The organism is Chryseobacterium barbadense, assembly GCF_042849955.1.
Lineage (GTDB): Bacteria > Bacteroidota > Bacteroidia > Flavobacteriales > Weeksellaceae > Chryseobacterium.
On the sequence record NZ_BAAFHL010000050.1, the window covers coordinates 1 to 17,663 of the forward strand.

21 protein-coding genes are annotated in these 17,663 nt (G+C 36.4%); 10 read left to right on the forward strand and 11 right to left on the reverse strand.

The genetic code is table 11. From position 1 onward, the window contains the following. Both ACGHIN_RS13955 and apaG read left to right on the forward strand, forming a co-directional pair. Positions 1 to 411 (forward strand): 2-oxo acid dehydrogenase subunit E2 (locus ACGHIN_RS13955; RefSeq protein ID WP_390454686.1); only part of this gene is annotated, 411 nt, incomplete at its 5' end. Between the two features lie 82 nt (positions 412 to 493). After that, on the forward strand, positions 494 to 880 hold the full coding sequence (gene apaG, locus ACGHIN_RS13960) for a Co2+/Mg2+ efflux protein ApaG (RefSeq protein WP_390454689.1): 387 nt from the start codon (positions 494 to 496) through the stop codon (positions 878 to 880). A gap of 58 nt (positions 881 to 938) precedes the next feature. Here apaG and ACGHIN_RS13965 read toward each other — a convergent pair whose 3' ends face one another. The 3 genes from ACGHIN_RS13965 to ACGHIN_RS13975 all read right to left on the reverse strand — a co-directional run bounded on the left by ACGHIN_RS13965 (position 939) and on the right by ACGHIN_RS13975 (position 3,435). After that, positions 939 to 1,493 carry a 3'-5' exonuclease gene (locus ACGHIN_RS13965; RefSeq protein WP_390454692.1) on the reverse strand — a complete coding sequence of 185 codons (555 nt, stop codon included), beginning with the start codon at positions 1,491 to 1,493 and terminating at the stop codon, positions 939 to 941. Between the two features lie 85 nt (positions 1,494 to 1,578). Continuing rightward, entirely contained in the window at positions 1,579 to 2,547 is a 969-nt protein-coding gene (locus ACGHIN_RS13970) for a glycosyltransferase family 2 protein (protein WP_390454695.1), read from the reverse strand. Positions 2,548 to 2,550: 3 nt separating this feature from the next. Next, the gene (locus tag ACGHIN_RS13975; protein WP_390454698.1) at positions 2,551 to 3,435 is read right to left on the reverse strand and encodes a lysophospholipid acyltransferase family protein; all 885 of its coding nucleotides are present in this window, start codon (positions 3,433 to 3,435) and stop codon (positions 2,551 to 2,553) included. Between the two features lie 80 nt (positions 3,436 to 3,515). On the opposite strand from ACGHIN_RS13975, the gene ACGHIN_RS13980 reads away from it, so the two are divergent. Continuing rightward, the gene (locus ACGHIN_RS13980; RefSeq protein ID WP_390454701.1) at positions 3,516 to 4,085 is read left to right on the forward strand and encodes a thioredoxin family protein; all 570 of its coding nucleotides are present in this window, start codon (positions 3,516 to 3,518) and stop codon (positions 4,083 to 4,085) included. Between the two features lie 39 nt (positions 4,086 to 4,124). On the opposite strand, the gene ACGHIN_RS13985 is transcribed toward ACGHIN_RS13980, so the two are convergent. From ACGHIN_RS13985 to ACGHIN_RS14015, 7 genes are all read right to left on the reverse strand, one after another. Then, positions 4,125 to 4,622, reverse strand: coding sequence for a hypothetical protein (locus ACGHIN_RS13985; protein ID WP_390454704.1), 498 nt, complete (start codon positions 4,620 to 4,622; stop codon positions 4,125 to 4,127). Between the two features lie 143 nt (positions 4,623 to 4,765). After that, positions 4,766 to 5,266: a 50S ribosomal protein L9 gene (gene rplI, locus ACGHIN_RS13990; RefSeq protein WP_390454707.1), complete on the reverse strand. Its 501-nt coding sequence runs from the start codon at positions 5,264 to 5,266 to the stop codon at positions 4,766 to 4,768. Positions 5,267 to 5,405: 139 nt separating this feature from the next. Then, a complete protein-coding gene (gene rpsR, locus ACGHIN_RS13995) occupies positions 5,406 to 5,708 on the reverse strand; it encodes a 30S ribosomal protein S18 (protein ID WP_002979091.1) in 303 nt (100 codons plus the stop codon). 33 nt (positions 5,709 to 5,741) lie between these two features. Then, positions 5,742 to 6,083 carry a 30S ribosomal protein S6 gene (rpsF, locus tag ACGHIN_RS14000; protein ID WP_121460913.1) on the reverse strand — a complete coding sequence of 114 codons (342 nt, stop codon included), beginning with the start codon at positions 6,081 to 6,083 and terminating at the stop codon, positions 5,742 to 5,744. A 144-nt stretch (positions 6,084 to 6,227) separates the two neighbouring features. Continuing rightward, positions 6,228 to 7,586, reverse strand: a complete 1,359-nt coding sequence (locus ACGHIN_RS14005) for a chloride channel protein (RefSeq protein ID WP_390454712.1) — start codon at positions 7,584 to 7,586, stop codon at positions 6,228 to 6,230. A 299-nt stretch (positions 7,587 to 7,885) separates the two neighbouring features. Further along, the gene (locus ACGHIN_RS14010; protein ID WP_390454715.1) at positions 7,886 to 9,202 is read right to left on the reverse strand and encodes a dihydrolipoamide acetyltransferase family protein; all 1,317 of its coding nucleotides are present in this window, start codon (positions 9,200 to 9,202) and stop codon (positions 7,886 to 7,888) included. Between the two features lie 63 nt (positions 9,203 to 9,265). Then, positions 9,266 to 10,093, reverse strand: a complete 828-nt coding sequence (locus ACGHIN_RS14015) for an SAM hydrolase/SAM-dependent halogenase family protein (protein WP_390454718.1) — start codon at positions 10,091 to 10,093, stop codon at positions 9,266 to 9,268. A gap of 130 nt (positions 10,094 to 10,223) precedes the next feature. Between ACGHIN_RS14015 and ACGHIN_RS14020 the strand changes: the two genes are divergently transcribed. The 5 genes from ACGHIN_RS14020 (at position 10,224) to ACGHIN_RS14040 (ending at position 14,199) form a co-directional block, all read left to right on the forward strand. Continuing rightward, positions 10,224 to 11,183, forward strand: coding sequence for a PhoH family protein (locus tag ACGHIN_RS14020; protein WP_390454721.1), 960 nt, complete (start codon positions 10,224 to 10,226; stop codon positions 11,181 to 11,183). 113 nt (positions 11,184 to 11,296) lie between these two features. After that, positions 11,297 to 11,962, forward strand: coding sequence for a porin family protein (locus ACGHIN_RS14025; protein WP_390454724.1), 666 nt, complete (start codon positions 11,297 to 11,299; stop codon positions 11,960 to 11,962). A 107-nt stretch (positions 11,963 to 12,069) separates the two neighbouring features. Further along, positions 12,070 to 12,573 carry a hypothetical protein gene (locus tag ACGHIN_RS14030; protein WP_121460918.1) on the forward strand — a complete coding sequence of 168 codons (504 nt, stop codon included), beginning with the start codon at positions 12,070 to 12,072 and terminating at the stop codon, positions 12,571 to 12,573. A gap of 212 nt (positions 12,574 to 12,785) precedes the next feature. Then, positions 12,786 to 13,448 carry an outer membrane beta-barrel protein gene (locus ACGHIN_RS14035; protein ID WP_390454727.1) on the forward strand — a complete coding sequence of 221 codons (663 nt, stop codon included), beginning with the start codon at positions 12,786 to 12,788 and terminating at the stop codon, positions 13,446 to 13,448. A gap of 76 nt (positions 13,449 to 13,524) precedes the next feature. Then, positions 13,525 to 14,199, forward strand: coding sequence for a porin family protein (locus ACGHIN_RS14040; RefSeq protein ID WP_390454729.1), 675 nt, complete (start codon positions 13,525 to 13,527; stop codon positions 14,197 to 14,199). Positions 14,200 to 14,297: 98 nt separating this feature from the next. Here the strand turns inward: ACGHIN_RS14040 and ffh are convergent, their stop codons facing one another. Then, positions 14,298 to 15,659, reverse strand: coding sequence for a signal recognition particle protein (gene ffh / locus ACGHIN_RS14045; RefSeq protein WP_390454732.1), 1,362 nt, complete (start codon positions 15,657 to 15,659; stop codon positions 14,298 to 14,300). 452 nt (positions 15,660 to 16,111) lie between these two features. On the opposite strand from ffh, the gene atpB reads away from it, so the two are divergent. After that, positions 16,112 to 17,239 carry a F0F1 ATP synthase subunit A gene (gene atpB / locus ACGHIN_RS14050; protein WP_390454735.1) on the forward strand — a complete coding sequence of 376 codons (1,128 nt, stop codon included), beginning with the start codon at positions 16,112 to 16,114 and terminating at the stop codon, positions 17,237 to 17,239. 54 nt (positions 17,240 to 17,293) lie between these two features. After that, positions 17,294 to 17,512, forward strand: a complete 219-nt coding sequence (locus tag ACGHIN_RS14055) for an ATP synthase F0 subunit C (protein ID WP_007844726.1) — start codon at positions 17,294 to 17,296, stop codon at positions 17,510 to 17,512. The last annotated feature ends 151 nt before the right edge of the window (positions 17,513 to 17,663 follow it).

Sequence of the window (17,663 nt, forward strand, 5' to 3'; positions counted from 1 at the left end):
GGATTAATGGTTCCGGTATTGAGAAATGCTGAAGGAATGTCTTTCAGAGGGGTAGAGGCAAATATCAAAAACCTTGCTGACAGAGTAAGAGACGGTAAAATTACAGTTGATGAAATGACAGGAGGAACATTCACGATTACCAACGGTGGTGTATTCGGGTCTATGTTGTCTACGCCAATCATCAACCCTCCTCAATCTGCAATCTTGGGAATGCACAACATTATCCAAAGACCGGTTGCCGTTGACGGACAGGTGGTAATTCGTCCAATGATGTATGTAGCGATGTCTTATGACCACAGAATTATCGACGGTAGAGAATCTGTAGGATTCCTGGTAGCGGTAAAAGAAGGTATCGATAACCCTGTTGAAGTGTTAATGGGAGGTGACGAAAGAAAAGCCCTTGAATTATAGTTCATAAAATTATAATGATAAATTATAAATCTCGCCTCAAAAAAGGCGAGATTTTTGTATATATCTGATAAATACCAAAATGATGTTTTCAAAAATAACTTCCAATATCAAAGTTTCAGTAGTTCCTGAATATGATAGCAAAAATAGTTACCCTTCTGAAAATCGATATGTTTTCAAATACAATATCACCATAGAAAACGAAGGAGATTTCCCTATAAAAATATTGAAAAGAAAATGGTTGATTTTTGATGTAGGCTTTGGATATACGGAAATTATCGGTGACGGTGTTATAGGATTAACTCCTGAAATACCTTCCAGTGATAATTTTGCTTATTTCTCCAATGTAATGTTGCGTTCCGGGGTAGGTAATATGAGCGGAAAATACCTGGTTAAAAACATGAAAACTCAGGAAAATTTCGAAATTGATATTCCAAAATTCAACCTGCTGTCAGAAGTTTTAAGCAATTAAATTCAGTCAATAAGCATGAAGTAACTTTACATTTGTTGAGCATATACTCATTGATCAACTAAAGCTTTTTAATCTTTAGCTTCATATGTTCATGTACCTCTTCATTGCTTAATAGGAACAGCCTCTCAAAGGCCAGTAAAGAAATTTTGGCGCAAGCTTCGGCATCATCTCCGGCTCTGTGATGTTTGAATTCTATCTGATGATACTCAGCCAGATGCTTTAAACCGTAGCGCGGAAGATAATTCCATGATTTTTTCGCAAGCTGTATGCTGCAAAGATAATTGAGCTTGGGAGTAAACATACCATAATGATTAAGACATCCTCTTAATACGCCGGCATCGAAGCTGGCATTATGGGCAATCATTAAGGTTCCATACATCATTTCTTCCACTTCATACCAGATTTCGTCAAAAGTAGGAGCGTTTTTCACATCATCCGGAGTAATTCCATGGATATCAATGTTATAAGGGTTAAAGTATGGGAAACTGGGAGGTTTGATCAGCCAGGTTTTGGTTTCAACGATCTTAGAATCCTGTACAATGCAAATTCCGAGTTCGCAGGCGGAGCTCCTTTCATGGGTGGCCGTTTCAAAATCTATTGCACAGAAGTCCATCTTATATAGTTATAGTTGTCGTTTAAAGTTATAAGATATGAATTTTTATTAAAAATATTAATATGAGTTTGAGCCTTGGAACCATTTATAAAAAATGCTTAAAAATAAGCCATTTGGACTGATAAAATTGATCTTTTTGATGTTGCTGTCTCAACTTCCATGTAGCGTAGGCTTGCCCGTAAAAACCGAAATGTGCTCTTACCACCGCCCACAGATGAGGAAAACCATTTTTAATCCCGAAATAAATTCCGGCAATACCATCTAAACAAAGCCGAAAGAAGATCAATCCTATGAGTTTAGGGAATGGCAGGTTTTTCAACATCATAGAAAGGTTGTTTCTGATATTCAGATATGTTTTTTGAGGGTTCTGCTTATTCAGTGTACCTCCGCCTACATGAAATACTCTGGATTTCCCTGTATAATATATTTTCTTTCCGGAATTAATCAATCTCCAGCAAAGATCAATCTCTTCCTGATGGGCAAAAAAACGAGCATCAAATCCATTTTGTGCCCAAAAATCTTTTGAACGGATAAATAAGCAGCAGCCCGAAGCCCAGAATATCTCCGTCTCATCATCATATTGTCCCTTGTCTTCTTCAAGGTCATCAAAAATACGCCCTCTGCAATAAGGGTAGCCCAGATTATCAATCAGGCCGCCTCCGGCTCCCGCAAATTCAAAGAAATTTTTATGATTGTAGGATAATATTTTAGGCTGTATCGCTGAGATTTCAGAATTTTTTTCAAATAAATCCAATACTGGACTGACCCAGTTTTCGGTAACTTCAACGTCAGAATTTAATAGGCAGTAATATTCAGCACTGATCTTTTGTAATCCTTCGTTATAGCCACCTGCAAATCCATAATTTTGATCATTGATGATAACTTCCACATTTGGAAAATTAGCCTGTACATACTGCACAGAATCATCTGTAGAAAGGTTATCAATGACATATATTTTTGCATTTTCGGAAAAACGGATCACACCGGGCAGGAATTTTTCCAGCCAGCTTTTTCCATTCCAGTTTAGTATGACGATTGCTAATCTCTCAGACATGATTTATACTTTTTCAGAATCAAAGTTTTTAATGGAATCTTTGTATTTCCACTTTCTGTGGGACCATAGATAATTATCAGGACGTTTGTGCAAAGTGTTTTCCAATAGCTTGTGGAATTTTTTCACCACTTCGTGTTCTGTGAATTTTTCTCCATCAGGATAAATCCTATGATAATTCACCTGATAAAATCCGCGTTTTACCTTTTTCATTTCACAATAGATGAAAATAAGGTCCATTCTTGTGGCTAATCGGTCATAGCCTGTGAAAACGGGTGTTCTTTGGTTGAGAAATTCCAGTCCGTAAGTAATATGAGCAAAATGGGGAGTTTGATCCGCTACAAACATATAAGCAGAACTTCCGTCATTTTTAGACCTGAAAATATTAAGGATAACTTCATTGGCTTCTAAAGCCTCATTTCCGAACTTATTCCGGACTTTTTTCATCTGGTTTTCCCAGAATTCACTGTTTACCTTTCTGTAAACCGGATGACAATGATCCTGAGGAATAATTTTTGCCAAAGCATTAATCCATTCCCAGTTAAAAACATGTCCTGCCAGAAGAATAATGTTTTTTCCTTCTTTTTTGGCGTCATGGAATAAATCTTGGTTGATGTGCTGCATCCTCACCCTCGATTCGGTTTCGGAAATGCTGAAAGATTTTACGGTCTCCACCAGATAATCAGAGAAGTTGCGGTAGAACTCTTTACGGATTTCCTGTATTTCCTCTTCGGATTTATGGGGGAATGAATTTTTTATATTCTGTGTGATCACTTTTTTTCTATATCCAACGATATAATAATTCAGAAAGAAAATAATATCCGAGAAAATATATAATATTTTAAGCGGCAGCTTGGATATGAGATATAGTATTTTGATCAGAAAATTCATAAAACGTACAAATTTAGTGATTATATAATTATGGTTTCATTTTTGCTGATGTTAAGTATTATTTTTTTTATTTTTAAAGCATGAAAAAATTGTCATTATTCGCTTTCCTGTTGCTAAGTACTGTTGCTTTTTCTCAGGAAATTAAAAATACTCCTGAGCGAAACTCGGGGGAAAAAGCTCTTTTGGTAAAGCCGGACCACGCTGAGCTTGAAGCTAAGAAAAAAGCGGCTGAAGAAAAGGCTAAGCTGCCTAAACCCTACGATCCTAAAGCGGATGCACAGAAAGATATTGATCAGCTGATTGCAAAAGCTAAGAAGGAAAAGAAGAATATTATGATTCAGGCAGGGGGAAACTGGTGCATCTGGTGTTTGAGGTTCAACCAGTTTGTGCAGACAACTCCTGAATTAAAGCAGCTTGTAGATCAAAATTATCTATACTACCACCTTAATTATTCTCCAGATAATAAAAATGAAAAGATTTTTGCCCAATACGGCAATCCGGGAGATAAATTCGGGTATCCTGTATTTATTATTCTGAATCAGGATGGAAAAATGATCCATATACAGCAGAGCGATGTATTGGAAGAAGGAAAAGGATATAGCATCGAAAAAGTAAAAGAGTTTTTTAATAACTGGACTCCGAAATCATAAAACAAAACCGGGAAATTTCCCGGTTTTTTATTTTGTATTTTATTCTTTAGCTAATTTGGCCCATTCTGCTTCCAGATCAAGATATACTTCATTTTTATTTTCCCGGTTTACAAAAACACTGAGATCCTTTTCTGGAGTAATTAAATTATAATAAATAGGATCAATGCATTTCTTGTAATTCACTACAAATTGTTCACCTGTATCAGTAGTTATTCTCAATTGCAGAATCACTTGAGGAATATCATTAATACTTACGCCCGTTCGTTGTATATTCATCACACGGGCTTTACCTCTTATCCCTCTTGATTTCAAATCTGCGATATTCTGAATATTTCGGCGGCTGAAATATCCCATAAGACCTGTTAAAGCCAAAGGGAACAGAATAAAAAAGCCACCCATAGCATATAAAAAATAATTAAGAGGATAACCGTCATCAGTAAGAGAACCGGGAGCGGCAGTATATCCTCCAATCAACATACCTATCCCTACAATAGAAAATATAACGGGCAGGATATAGAAAACCGGTTGTTTTTTCATGGCTTTGCTGTATTGTTATTAGTAGTTTTATTTAATAAACATCAGCTTAAATATACTTCTTTTTTGAATAATCATTATTAATAAAAGCAAAAAAACCACTTCAATTGAAGTGGTTTTGTATGGTGAGAAAATCTCGTTTTTTATTAAGCTTCTTCAGATTTTGCTTCTTCTTTTTTAGCAGGAGCAGCTTCAACCGGAGCATCAGAAACGATATCAAACTCATAGTTGTACTCAACATTTCTGTGAAGTCTGACAAGAGCAGAGAATTTACCTGTTCTTTTGATTGTGCTTCCAGGGATTTTGATGTATTTCTTATCTACAGATACACCAGCTTTTTCCAGAGCAGCAGCAAGATCTGCATTGTTGATAGATCCGAATAATTTGTCACCAGAACCTACTTTTGCAGGAATAGTGATAGAAGTTTTCTTCAATTGCTCAACTACAGCGTTAGCAGCAGCGATTAATTTAGCTTCTTCTTCTTTTCTGGCTTCTAATGTAGCTTCTAAAGCAGCTTTGTTTTTAGGAGTAGCTAAAAGGGCAAATCCCTGAGGGATTAAGAAGTTTCTAGCATAACCTGGCTTTACGTTTACTGTATCAAACTCAAGTCCTAAGTTTTCTACGTCTTTTTTTAGGATAATTTCCATTGTTGTTGTCCGTTTTAGTGTTCCGAGCCCGGATTTTCCGGATGCTCTTCACATCGTTAGAATTTATTAATTAATTCAGCAACTTAAAAAAAGAGAAAAAGACCGGAGCCTTTTCTCTTTCTTCTTGTTTCTTTATATCTTACTTTAATAAGTCAGCTACGTATGGTAATAAAGCTAAGTGTCTAGCTCTTTTGATAGCAGCAGAAACTTTTCTTTGGTATTTTAAAGAAGTTCCGGTGTATCTTCTTGGTAAGATTTTACCTTGTTCGTTTACGAATTGTAATAAGAAATCAGCATCTTTATAATCTACGTGTTTGATTCCGTATTTTTTGAATCTACAATATTTCTTTTCAGATTTTGTATTGATATCAAGCGGAGTAAGGAATTTTACTTCTGATTCTCCTCCAGCTGAGGCTTGTTTAGCCATTTCATCTATTGCCATGTCTTGTCTGTTTTAAATAAATTGGGTTAATAATTAAGCTTTAGCTGCTTTTACTTTAGTTCTTCTAGTTACAGCGTACTCAACAGCGTGCTTGTCAAGTTTGGTAGTCAGGTAACGGATTACTCTTTCGTCACGTTTGAAAGCTAATTCTAGATCAGCAACGATAGTACCTTCACCTTTAAACTCGATCAAAGTGTAGAATCCGTTCTTTTTCAATTGGATCGGATAAGCTAATTTTTTTAATCCCCAGTTTTCTTTAGCAACGATTTCGCAGTTCTTTTCTTTTAAAAGATCTACATACTTGTTCACTGCTTCCTCCACCTGTGCATCAGATAGAACGGGAGTTAAAATGAAAACAGTTTCGTAATTGTTCATAATGTTAAATAAATTTGTTAATTATTTCGAGGTGCAAAAATAGACATTATATTTGTAATATACAATAATGAAAGCGGAATATTTATGGGAAATTTGAATGGTGAATGGTGAATAACCATTTCTGAGAGTTGAATTCGTTAAACTTTAATTCCTAACTTCCTTCCTAATCTCCTCCAGGAAATTCACTTTAATCACATCATACAAAGAATGTCTGCTTACCAGAATGGATACAATAGAGGAAACCATTCCGGCCAACATTAAATGGAAGATCAGGGAATGCCTGTCCGTCATTTCCAAAACAATAATGGCAGACGTAAACGGAGCTCTTGTGATACCGGTAAGAAAAGCAACCATTCCGGCTAAGATCACCACATTCGTTTCATTAGGCGTTAAATGAATAGCCCCTGAAATTACAGAACCGATACTTGCGCCCGCCGTAAGCGCCGGAGCAAAAATTCCGCCGGCTCCTCCTGAAGTAAAGGATAGGGCAGGGCCCAACATTCTTAAAATGGGAACATACCAGTCTTCGTGCTTATCAGAGGTGAAAAGCACACGTTCCATGATCTCTTTTCCTGAGCCTAGAATTTCCCGGTTGATAAAATAAGCGATGGATGCAATAATAAGAGCGCTGAAAATAAGGAATAAGACATTAGCTCTTTCCGTTTTTAATTTTCTTTTTTTCCAGTCGCTCATGGCAAGCATACTTACGGAAAGCTGGCTCGCTAAGATGCCGGCAACTCCTGCAACGAGAATAATGGGAAACATTACCATTAAAGAAACATCATTGGTCTTCGGATATCCAAGATATAAATAAGAACCCGCCAATGTCTGTGCCGTTAAACCGGCAATGATCACAGCGGTAAAAAGAGCTGTTTTAAAGTAGTTGATATGGGTTTTGGAGAGCTCTTCAACGGCAAATACAATTCCTCCCAGCGGAGTGTTGAAAGCTGCTGCAAGTCCCGCTGCAGCGCCCGTCATAATCATGTTTTTCTTGGAGATCTTCGGCCACCAGTCAGGAAGGTATTCATTGACTTTCCGGAATACGGAGCCCGCAATCTGTATGGTAGGCCCTTCACGTCCCACAGCACCACCGCCAATCACCAGAATAACGGAGGATAGAATTTTAAAGACAATAATTTTCAGACTTAAGAAACTTCTGATATACTTATGCTCTTTAGGATTAGCCAATTCCACCGCAGCCATTACCTGCGGAATTCCGCTTCCTTTGGCATTAGGGGCAAATTCTTTAACCAGCCACCATGAAACAACAAAACCAACGGGAGCAATAATGAAGATCATCCAGTCATGCCAGTTAAGAATAAGACTCAATAATTTTTCTCCCCACGCAAAAATTTTGGCGTACATCACCGCAAAAAAGCCGGTAATCACAGAACCTATCCAAAAAGGGATGGCCTGAAGCAAATTATGTTTCAGCCGTTCATTTCGGATATTGTCAAAAGATTTTTTGAGGCCTTTGCGGATTTGGAACAAAATTTTGAACATACTTCAAATGTAGGCTATTATTTATTAAAATGAAAATATTTAATATAAATAGGATGTGAAATTTTTGATATTGATAATATAGGAGACAAAAATTCAACTTAAATATAAATTTAGATTTAATTTTACAGATCGGGGTTACCTTAAGTTTATCGTACTGTAAGCATCTTTATCGAGTTAGATTCCTGCGGAATGACAGAGTGCGCGTTGCAGTAATAAAAAAACCTCCGGAAATCCGAAGGTTTATATTTTGAGATGCTTCGACAAGCTCAGCATGACAATTATTATTGATTACTCATTATTTATATTTCTGTATTCAGATCCCAGTTTTCAAGATAATCGTGAACATGCTTCAGCATCATTCCCCCTAAAGATCCGTCTACGACTCTGTGATCATAAGAGTGAGACATGAACATTAAGTTTCTGATCGCAATCACATCGCCGTCCGGTGTTTCAAGAACCGCAGGTTTTTTCACGATAGCTCCGATCGCTAAGATAGCCACCTGAGGTTGAGGAATAATAGGGGTTCCCATCAGGTTTCCGAAACTTCCTACGTTAGAAATCGTATAAGTAGCACCCTGAGTATCTTCAGGTCTTAATTTTTTGTTTCTGGCTCTGTAAGCTAGGTCATTGATGGCTTTGGCAAGACCGGAAAGAGACAGCTGGTCTGCATTTTTGATTACAGGAACAATTAAGTTCCCATCAGGTAAAGCCGTTGCCATACCGATATTGATGTTTTTCTTCTTGATGATATTGTCGCCGTTTACGGAAACATTGATCATTGGGAAATCCTGGATCGCTTTTACAACCGCTCTCACGAAAATTGGCATGAAAGTCAGTTTTTCACCTTCTCTTTTTTCGAAGGCCGTTTTATTTTTATTTCTCCATTTTACCACATTGGTAACATCTGTTTCGATGAATGAGGTAACGTGTGGGGCAATTTGTTTTGCTTTTACCATGTTTTCAGCAATGATCTTTCTCATTCTGTCCATTGGAATGATCTCATCACCCGCGCCAGCAGAAATAGTTGCGGCCGGAGCAGACGTTGCTACCGGTTGTGGGGCAGAAACTGCCTGTACAGGAGCTGCTTGCTGAGTTGCCTGAGGCTGGTTTCCTCTATTGGCAACATATCCTAAAATATCTTCTTTGGTAATTCTTCCCTCTAAACCACTTCCTTTGATGGTCTTCAGTTCAGCTTCAGAAATGTTTTCCTGCTGTGCGATTGACTTTACAAGTGGAGATAAGTAAAGATCTCCCGAAAATTCTGTTGAAGCAGCTACTTGAAGAGGCTGTTCGATTGTTTTTAATGTTTCTGCATCCGGAGTTGTGGCAGGGATTTCGGCCTTTACTTCTTCAGAAGCTGTGTTTCCTCCTTCTCCTTCAATTTCTAAAATAGCAATGGCTTCACCAACTTTTGCAACCTCGTCCTTCTGTTTTAAGATTTTTACGATTTTCCCCGAAACTGGTGTCGGAACATCCGAATCCACTTTATCAGTTGCAATCTCTACTACGGAATCATCTTCCTTAACAGTATCACCCTCATTGAATAACCAAGTGATAATTGTAGCTTCCATAACCCCTTCTCCCATGGAAGGAAGCAATAATTTGTACTCTGCCATTTTTATTTTTTAGATTTTGACAAATATATAAAAAAAATCGGTTTTTTTATGAAAAATATAATCTTAGGAAAATTCGATGTAAATATTCTCGCCCACATTCAAGCCAAATAAAGTTTTCGCCCCGTTTTTTTTGCTCCCTTTATAGATGGTAAGTTCCAATAGCTGACTGTCATTGAAAATGGCGGCAGACTGCCCGTGAAATTCTGTTTCTCTTTCCCAGTCGGAAACCACTTCGCTGTGGCTGGAAAATATCTTTGAAAGGGACAGGTTTCTGAATTTAATCGTGAAATTTTCAAACCCTTTGGCAATATTTTCATAAAAATCTTTGCTGATATTTGAAATTATATTTCCGAAATTGTCAATGTACATGACTTCACCAATGATCATTTTTTCAGATTCATTGTAAACGGGTTTCGGGAAGAGAAGCTGTTTGGAAGATTTTATTTTTCTGCCGATCACTTCGGGCAGCCCTCCGTTGGCCAAATGGACGGCTACAGGCGCAAAAACATCTGTTGAAGTGAAATTAACCACGTCATCAAATCTGTTGTTTAAAGTAATTTCATAGATGGCTTCAGGCTTAATATCAAAAAATATAAGGCTTAATAATCCGTTATCTGCGGCCAGAAAATAGGAGCCGTCTGCTTTATACAGAATGTTTTTCCTGGATTTATGAAAAAAGCTGTCTACAGAAAGGATATGAATACTGCCTTTAGGAAAATGTTTGTAGGCATTTCTGACAATATAGGAGGTCTGTATCAGATTATAAGCCTGAATATCGTGAGTAATATCAATAATATTCACTTCAGGATTCAGGGAAAGAATTTTGCCTTTTACAGCGGGAACTCTGTAATCTAAATTTCCGAAATCTGAAGTAAGGGTGATAATTGACATTGTAGCTGTAGAATAATAGAATTGCAAATTTATTTAAAAATAAAACAAAGCCCGAAAGATTGTGGATAACAATTTAAGATAAATTTGAAAAAAAACTTTAAATTTAAAAATCGAAATAAAAAATATTTGCATGTTTGAAATAACATATGATTTAGAAGGGATAGATGCAAAAATCTTCTATGGTGTAAATAACCAATATTTTAACTTAATAAAATCAAGCTTTCCAACTCTTAAAATTACCGGACGAGATCATTTTATCTTCGCAATGGGAAATCAGGAGGCTCTGGATATACTGAAACAGAAACTGGATGATATTGTAAGCTTTATTTCTAAAAATAATTCCATCGAGTTAAAAGACGTTGAAAATATTCTCAATATCAAAGATGAGAACGAAAAACAATTGGTCTTCGATCAGGATATTATTGTAAAGGGAGTAAACGGTAAGGTGATCAAGGCGAAAACCACGAATCTTAAAAAACTTGTAAAAGAAACGGAGAAAAAGGACATGGTTTTTGCGATAGGACCTGCAGGAACCGGGAAAACGTATACGAGTGTTGCATTGGCCGCAAGAGCTTTAAGAGATAAGGAAGTGAAAAGGATTATCCTGACAAGGCCGGCTGTGGAAGCAGGGGAGAGCTTAGGGTTTTTACCCGGTGACCTTAAAGAAAAGCTGGACCCTTATTTACAGCCATTGTATGACGCTCTTCGTGATATGATTCCTCATGAAAAGCTGGAAGGCTTTATGGAAAAGAAAGTGATTGAGGTGGCTCCTTTAGCTTTTATGAGAGGGAGAACGCTGGATGAAGCTTTTGTAATTCTTGATGAAGCCCAGAATACCACCCATTCTCAAATGAAGATGTTCCTTACCAGAATGGGGATGAATGCTAAGTTTATTATTACAGGAGATCCGAGCCAGGTGGATTTGCCGGCTAAACAGCAATCCGGTTTGAAAGAAGCGATGCGGATTTTGAAAGATGTGAAAGAAATTGGTTTTGTGCATCTTACGGAAGAGGATGTGGTGAGACATCCTGTAGTGAAGAAAATTATTCTGGCTTATAATGATGAAGAAAAAAGGTTAAGGAACGATTGATGATTTGATAATATTGCCTATAAGGTTTATAATTTGTGATTATTTTTTGTTAATGTTTGTTAATTTGGAAAAAATAATTAGATTTGCTGCCAAAATAATATTAACTAATAATCATGAGAAAACTATTATTAATTGGAACAGTTGCTCTGTTCGGAGCTCACATGAATGCACAGGAAGTAAGATTTGGTGCTAAAGCAGGGTATTCATTATCTACTTTAAAATTTAAGGATAATGAAAATGTTGAGAATACAGATCCGATGCATACATTTTACGCAGGAGGCCTTGTTGAATATAAGATCAGTGATAAATTTGGTCTTCAAGGGGAAGTTTTATATTCACCGCTTGGAGGTAAAATTAACGAAAGAGTAGAGGATGAAGAAGATGAAGGAACGTTTTTTAATTTTCAATCAAAAACTACTTTGGGTACTTTATTAGTTCCTGTTTCAGCTAAATATTTTATTACTGAGAATTTCTCAATTTCTGCAGGGGCAAGTTTCGGAGTTATCATTTCTGCAAAGCAAAAAACTGTTCTTGATTTAGGTTTAGGAGGTATGCCTGGATTTGAGCTGGAAGGAGATGATGAAAGAGATATTAAAGATCAGGTCAATACTTTAAATATAGCTCCTTTTTTAGGTGTTGAATACGCTCTGGAAAACGGATTGTTCTTTGATGCAAGATATAACTATGGTGTATCTAACTTAGCTAAGGATTCCGGGGATGGAGAAATGACCAATAGCTTTGCACAAGTGGGTGTTGGTTTCAAATTCGGAAGTAACTAGATACTTCAACATAAATTAAAAAAGGCCGCTTTAAAGCGGCCTTTTTTGTTATAATAAGAAAATAAATCATTAAATTTGGATCATCATCAATTTTAACTATTATAACAATGAAAAAACTATTATTACTAGGTGCTTTTGCGCTTTTAGGAGGTATAGCCCAGGCGCAGGAAGGTTTTAAATTAGGAGGTCATATCGGGGTTCCTGTAGCGGATGCAAGCGATGCTGCATCATTTACTTTGGGGATCGATGGGGCTTATATGTGGAATATCACAAAAGGATTAGATCTTGGGGTTGCAACAGGTTATTCGCACTTTTTTGGTGAAGATAACTTTGACGATTTCGGATTTATTCCTGTAGCTGCTTCTGGAAAGTATAAGTTTTCCGGGGCTCCTATTTTTGTAGGGTTAGATTTGGGATATGCAATTTCTACTCACAGTGATATAGACGGCGGGTTTTATGCTCAGCCTAAATTCGGGTACCAAATGTCTAACGGTGAATTGTATTTAGGATATCAAAGCATTACAAACAAACGTAACTATGGATACGGATGGGGTTCAGTAAGCTGGACGGTAGGTGCTGTGAATATCGGATACAATTTTTACCTGAAATAAAGGATATTAAAAAGAAATATTTTTGAAGCTCCAATTGAAAAATTGGAGTTTTTTTATTTCAAATATTGTGAAAAAAACAAAACTTTATATTTAATAGGATTTATTGTTGAAAAATCCTAAAAATAGTGAATGATATTAATCACATTAACAAATTTTAATATTACAAGGTACCAGTGTAAATTTGCCCCCAGAAAGTATTAAAATTTTTTAAAATGAAAAAGTTATTATTAGCGAGTGCAGTTGCACTTTTTGGTTTAGCAAACGCACAAATTTCTAAAGGAACTGTTTATGTTTCCGGACAATTGGGATATTCTCAGGAGGAAAACAATAATAATGATTCTAAAGTAGAAAGCTTCAGAATAGTTCCAACTGTAGGGTATTTTGTTGCTCCTAACTTAGCTATCGGTACAGGTGTAGGATATGTGAATGACAAATTCTCTACCACTAGCACTAACGTTGTAGGTTCTGCTACCATCGTTGCTAAAGGTGAAGACACTCAGTCTGCTTTTGTAGTAGCTCCTTTCGTAAGAAAATACTGGACTTTAGGTGATAAGTTATATATCTTCGGTCAATTAGAAGTTCCAATGGAATTCGGGAAGTTCCAAAGTGAGTCTTCTTCTGTAATTACTGACGGTAGTACTACAGTTACTAACTCTAGTTCTGACGAAGCAAACTACACTTCAGTAGGGGTTAACATTAAGCCAGGTTTAGATTATTTCTTAAACAAAAACTGGACTATCGAAGCTACTATCGGAGAGTTCGGATACAACACTTCTAAATTAGATGTTGATGGTGCTAAAAGCGTAAACAACTATAAATTCGGATTGAATTTATCAGCTGTAACTATCGGTGTTAAATATGTTTTCGCTAAATAATTAACGAAACATTATAAATCTATAAAGTCCTGGAATTAGATTCCAGGACTTTTTTTTTACTAAATGAATTCAGGATATGAGAAAAATTTTACTTATTGTATCGGCAACTTTTGCAGGATTGTCCTATGCACAAATTACAAAAGGCTCTGTTTATATAGGAGGACAGATTGGTTACTCTCAAAAAGAGAATAAAAACACACACGCAAAAGAAGAAAATATTAACATTCTTCCCGTTGCAGGTTTTTTTGTTTCGAATAATCTGGCTGCAGGAGCAGGCGTAGGATATGTTAACAGAAAATCAAAAACGGTTACGCCTTTTTATAGTCCTTCAGCATCAGGAATTGTAATAAGTGAAACAAGACGTTCGGCATTGGTTATAAATCCGTTTGTAAGAAAATACTGGTCTTTGTCAGATAAACTGTATTTCTTCGGCGAGTTGGAAATCCCAATGGAGTTTGGCAAAGTGGAAACAGAAGAATCTGCCTCCAATATTTCAAACCCTGTTAGTGGGGCTCATCCAATTAATCTGCCTTTGTCAGACGAAGCCAACTACACTTCTGCAGGGGTTAACATTAAGCCCGGCTTAGATTATTTTTTAAATAAAAACTGGACTATTGAAGCTTCTATCGGTGAGTTCGGATACAGTACATCTAAATTAGATGTCGATGGTGCTAAAAGTGTCGCCAACTCTAAATTCGGATTGGATTTATCAGCTGTAACGATCAGTGTTAAATATGTTTTCAATAAATAATTAATGAATCATTTTTTGAGAGGTAAATAAAAAGCTCAACAGTGTAAATAAAAATCCGGGTCGAAAGACCCGGATTTTTTATCTATTTCCAGAATATTTTATTTTCCAAACATTCCGCCCATTCCAGGCATATTCGGCATTTTGCTCATCATCTGCATCATCTGTTTTCCCTGAGGGCCCTGCATCATCTTCATCATTTTACCCATTTGATCGAACTGCTTCATCAGCTGGTTAACATCTTCAATCTTTCTTCCGGCTCCTTTTGCAATTCTCTGTTTTCTTTGCATATTGATAATAGAAGGTCTTCTTCTTTCATCCGGAGTCATAGAATAGATGATCGCTTCAATATGTTTGAAGGCATCATCACTGATCTCTACATCTTTAATGGCTTTCCCAACTCCCGGAATCATTCCCATCAAATCCTTCATATTACCCATCTTCTTGATCTGGTTGATCTGCTTTAAGAAATCATCAAAACCAAACTCATTTTTAGCAATCTTTTTATGAAGTTTTTTCGCTTCCTCCTCATCAAATTGCTCCTGTGCTCTTTCTACTAAGGAAACAACGTCTCCCATTCCTAGAATCCTGTCCGCCATCCTTTCAGGGTAGAAAAGATCCAAAGCTTCCATTTTTTCACCCGTAGAGATGAATTTAATAGGCTTTTCAACCACAGAACGGATCGTTAAAGCAGCTCCTCCTCGTGTATCACCATCTAATTTTGTTAGAACAACACCATCAAAATTCAAAGCATCATTGAATGCTTTTGCTGTGTTTACAGCATCCTGACCCGTCATGGAGTCCACAACGAATAGCGTTTCGTTCGGCTTAATGAAATAATGAACCGATTTGATTTCATTCATCATTTGCTCATCAATCGCCAAACGACCTGCGGTATCCACAATTACTACATCGTGACCGTTGGATTTTGCAAAATTGATGGCATTTTCAGCAATAGTAGAAGGATTGGTAGAACCTTCTTCCGTGAAGACCGGAACCCCAATTTGCCCACCTAAAACTTTCAGCTGATCGATAGCAGCAGGACGGTATACGTCACAAGCTACCAAAAGAGGCTTTTTATTTCTTTTAGTTTTTAAATAATTAGCAAGCTTTCCTGAGAACGTGGTCTTACCCGAACCCTGCAGACCCGCGATAAGAATCACAGACGGCTTTCCGGAAAGATTGATGCCTTCTTGGGAACCTCCCATTAAATCTACCAATTCATCGTGAACAATCTTTGTCATTAATTGTCCTGGGGTAAGTGAAGTAAGAACATTTTGTCCCAACGCCTTATCCTGAACCCTTTTTGTAAGGTCTTTGGCTACTTTATAGTTAACGTCGGCATCTACCAATGCTCTACGGATTTCCTTTACGGTTTCTGCTACATTGATTTCTGTAATCTTTCCTCTTCCGGAAATATTATGAAGTGCTTTGTCTAATTTATCCTGTAAACTATTAAACATATTTATAAATTATAGTTTGCAAAAATAAGGAATTTAAATAATATATGATAATACACAGGATTGAGATTTTTGTTTCAGATTATAATTCTATTTTTGCAAAATGAATTATTGGGATAATTTCATTGTTGTATTATTAGTAACATTTTTTAATGTTATGGTGTTTGTAATATTTAAAAGGTATTTATATAATAAGCCGGATGCTGGAATGAAATTTCTTACTGTGAATATTTCTAAAGATATTGTATGGTTAGTTATTTCATTGATAATACTAGATAAAACAAAAGAGAATTTTCTTTTTATTGTTATCTGCTTTATTGTAGCATCATTTTTTATATATTTCCCCGTAATAAAACTCATTAATAAATCTTAATTTTTTTGATGATAAAAATCAATTTTTAATATTGGTAAAGTTTAATAAAATCGATATATTTGCACACGATTAAAAAAGAGATATGAACAGAAAAATTTCTTCATTATTTTTCGCATTTTTATTGGTGTTCATCAGTAGTTTTGCTACGGCACAGCACGAATCTGAAGGTGAGAAGTCAGCTGAAAAAGTAGAGCATAAAGAAGCAGAGGAAGGCTTCAATGCGACCAAGATGATCATGGAACACATCGGTGATTCAAATGAATGGCATTTATGGACTACAAAAGATGATCAAGGTGAAGAACATCATGTTTCTATCCCGTTGCCTGTAATTATCAAAGACCAGGAAGGATGGCACACATTCCTTTCCAATAGTATAGCGCATGGTCATGAACACGACGGTTATACTATGGAGCATGGACAGGTAGTTTCTACTAAAGGTATTGAAAAAGCAACTCTCTTCTCGATCATTAGCGGAAAGCAAAAATCAAACGAAGTATTCTTTGATCTTTCTATAACTAAAAATGCTGCTTCCATGTTTCTGTCGGTAATTTTTATGGCAATAGTGTTCATGGGAATGGCGAGAACTTATAAGAAGTCTCAGCTTCCAAAAGGAATTGGTAAAGTAATGGAACCGATAATTGTATTCATCAGAGATGAAGTGGCTATTCCTAATATAGGTTCTATCAAATATAAAAGATATATGCCTTATTTATTAACCGCATTTTTCTTTATTTGGTTTAATAACCTATTCGGGTTAATTCCTTTCTTCCCGGGTGGAGCTAACCTTACGGGTAATATTGCAATCACGGCTGTTTTAGCAATCATTACGTTATTGATTACCTTATTCAGTGCTAATAAAGACTATTGGAAGCATATTTTCATGCCGCCGGTTCCGATCTTGTTGTACCCGATCATGGTTCCAATTGAAATTATCGGGATCTTTACAAAGCCTTTTGCATTGATGATGCGACTTTTCGCTAACGTAACAGCGGGACACATTATGATCTTGGCGATTATTTCATTGATCTTCATCTTCAAGTCTCCATTCTTAGGATTTGCCTCTGTACCGTTAGCATTATTTGTATCTGTATTGGAGTTATTAGTGGCAGCACTGCAGGCTTACATCTTTACAGTATTATCAGCATTATTTATTGGTATCGCAGTAGCGGATCACGATCATGAACATGGTCACGAAGAGCATGCTCACTAATAAAATGGAAAAACAAAATTTAAAATAATTTTTAACTAATATAATTTATTTATTATGGATTTATCAACTGGAGCAGGATTAATTTACGTAGGTATCGGTTTAGCAGTACTAGGAGTAGGTCTTGGTATCGGTAAAATCGGTGGACATGCAATGGATGCTATCGCTAGACAACCGGAACAAGCTGGTAAGATTCAAGGAGCAATGCTTATTGCTGCTGGTCTTATTGAAGGTGCTGGTCTTATCGCGATCATCTTTGGTGCTTTCATCAAGTAATTATCCTCAAAAAAATATTCTTAGCAGTGAAGCGGTTGGCTGCTGCTAAGAATTTTAAAATGATCCATAAATAACATTTAAAAAAAGAATTTACAGATATGGGAATTATTGAACCTGGAATTGGACTTTTGTTTTGGATGACTCTTACTTT

What these genes read in the sequence shown, in the direction of transcription:
- apaG (WP_390454689.1), top strand. Translation starts at nt 494, where the DNA reads ATGTTTTCAAAAATAACTTCCAATATCAAAGTTTCAGTAGTTCCTGAA.
- ACGHIN_RS13965 (WP_390454692.1), bottom strand. Translation starts at nt 1,493, where the DNA reads ATGGACTTCTGTGCAATAGATTTTGAAACGGCCACCCATGAAAGGAGC.
- ACGHIN_RS13970 (WP_390454695.1), bottom strand. Translation starts at nt 2,547, where the DNA reads ATGTCTGAGAGATTAGCAATCGTCATACTAAACTGGAATGGAAAAAGC.
- ACGHIN_RS13975 (WP_390454698.1), bottom strand. Translation starts at nt 3,435, where the DNA reads ATGAATTTTCTGATCAAAATACTATATCTCATATCCAAGCTGCCGCTT.
- ACGHIN_RS13980 (WP_390454701.1), top strand. Translation starts at nt 3,516, where the DNA reads ATGAAAAAATTGTCATTATTCGCTTTCCTGTTGCTAAGTACTGTTGCT.
- ACGHIN_RS13985 (WP_390454704.1), bottom strand. Translation starts at nt 4,622, where the DNA reads ATGAAAAAACAACCGGTTTTCTATATCCTGCCCGTTATATTTTCTATT.
- rplI (WP_390454707.1), bottom strand. Translation starts at nt 5,266, where the DNA reads ATGGAAATTATCCTAAAAAAAGACGTAGAAAACTTAGGACTTGAGTTT.
- rpsR (WP_002979091.1), bottom strand. Translation starts at nt 5,708, where the DNA reads ATGGCAATAGATGAAATGGCTAAACAAGCCTCAGCTGGAGGAGAATCA.
- rpsF (WP_121460913.1), bottom strand. Translation starts at nt 6,083, where the DNA reads ATGAACAATTACGAAACTGTTTTCATTTTAACTCCCGTTCTATCTGAT.
- ACGHIN_RS14005 (WP_390454712.1), bottom strand. Translation starts at nt 7,586, where the DNA reads ATGTTCAAAATTTTGTTCCAAATCCGCAAAGGCCTCAAAAAATCTTTT.
- ACGHIN_RS14010 (WP_390454715.1), bottom strand. Translation starts at nt 9,202, where the DNA reads ATGGCAGAGTACAAATTATTGCTTCCTTCCATGGGAGAAGGGGTTATG.
- ACGHIN_RS14015 (WP_390454718.1), bottom strand. Translation starts at nt 10,093, where the DNA reads ATGTCAATTATCACCCTTACTTCAGATTTCGGAAATTTAGATTACAGA.
- ACGHIN_RS14020 (WP_390454721.1), top strand. Translation starts at nt 10,224, where the DNA reads ATGTTTGAAATAACATATGATTTAGAAGGGATAGATGCAAAAATCTTC.
- ACGHIN_RS14025 (WP_390454724.1), top strand. Translation starts at nt 11,297, where the DNA reads ATGAGAAAACTATTATTAATTGGAACAGTTGCTCTGTTCGGAGCTCAC.
- ACGHIN_RS14030 (WP_121460918.1), top strand. Translation starts at nt 12,070, where the DNA reads ATGAAAAAACTATTATTACTAGGTGCTTTTGCGCTTTTAGGAGGTATA.
- ACGHIN_RS14035 (WP_390454727.1), top strand. Translation starts at nt 12,786, where the DNA reads ATGAAAAAGTTATTATTAGCGAGTGCAGTTGCACTTTTTGGTTTAGCA.
- ACGHIN_RS14040 (WP_390454729.1), top strand. Translation starts at nt 13,525, where the DNA reads ATGAGAAAAATTTTACTTATTGTATCGGCAACTTTTGCAGGATTGTCC.
- ffh (WP_390454732.1), bottom strand. Translation starts at nt 15,659, where the DNA reads ATGTTTAATAGTTTACAGGATAAATTAGACAAAGCACTTCATAATATT.
- atpB (WP_390454735.1), top strand. Translation starts at nt 16,112, where the DNA reads ATGAACAGAAAAATTTCTTCATTATTTTTCGCATTTTTATTGGTGTTC.
- ACGHIN_RS14055 (WP_007844726.1), top strand. Translation starts at nt 17,294, where the DNA reads ATGGATTTATCAACTGGAGCAGGATTAATTTACGTAGGTATCGGTTTA.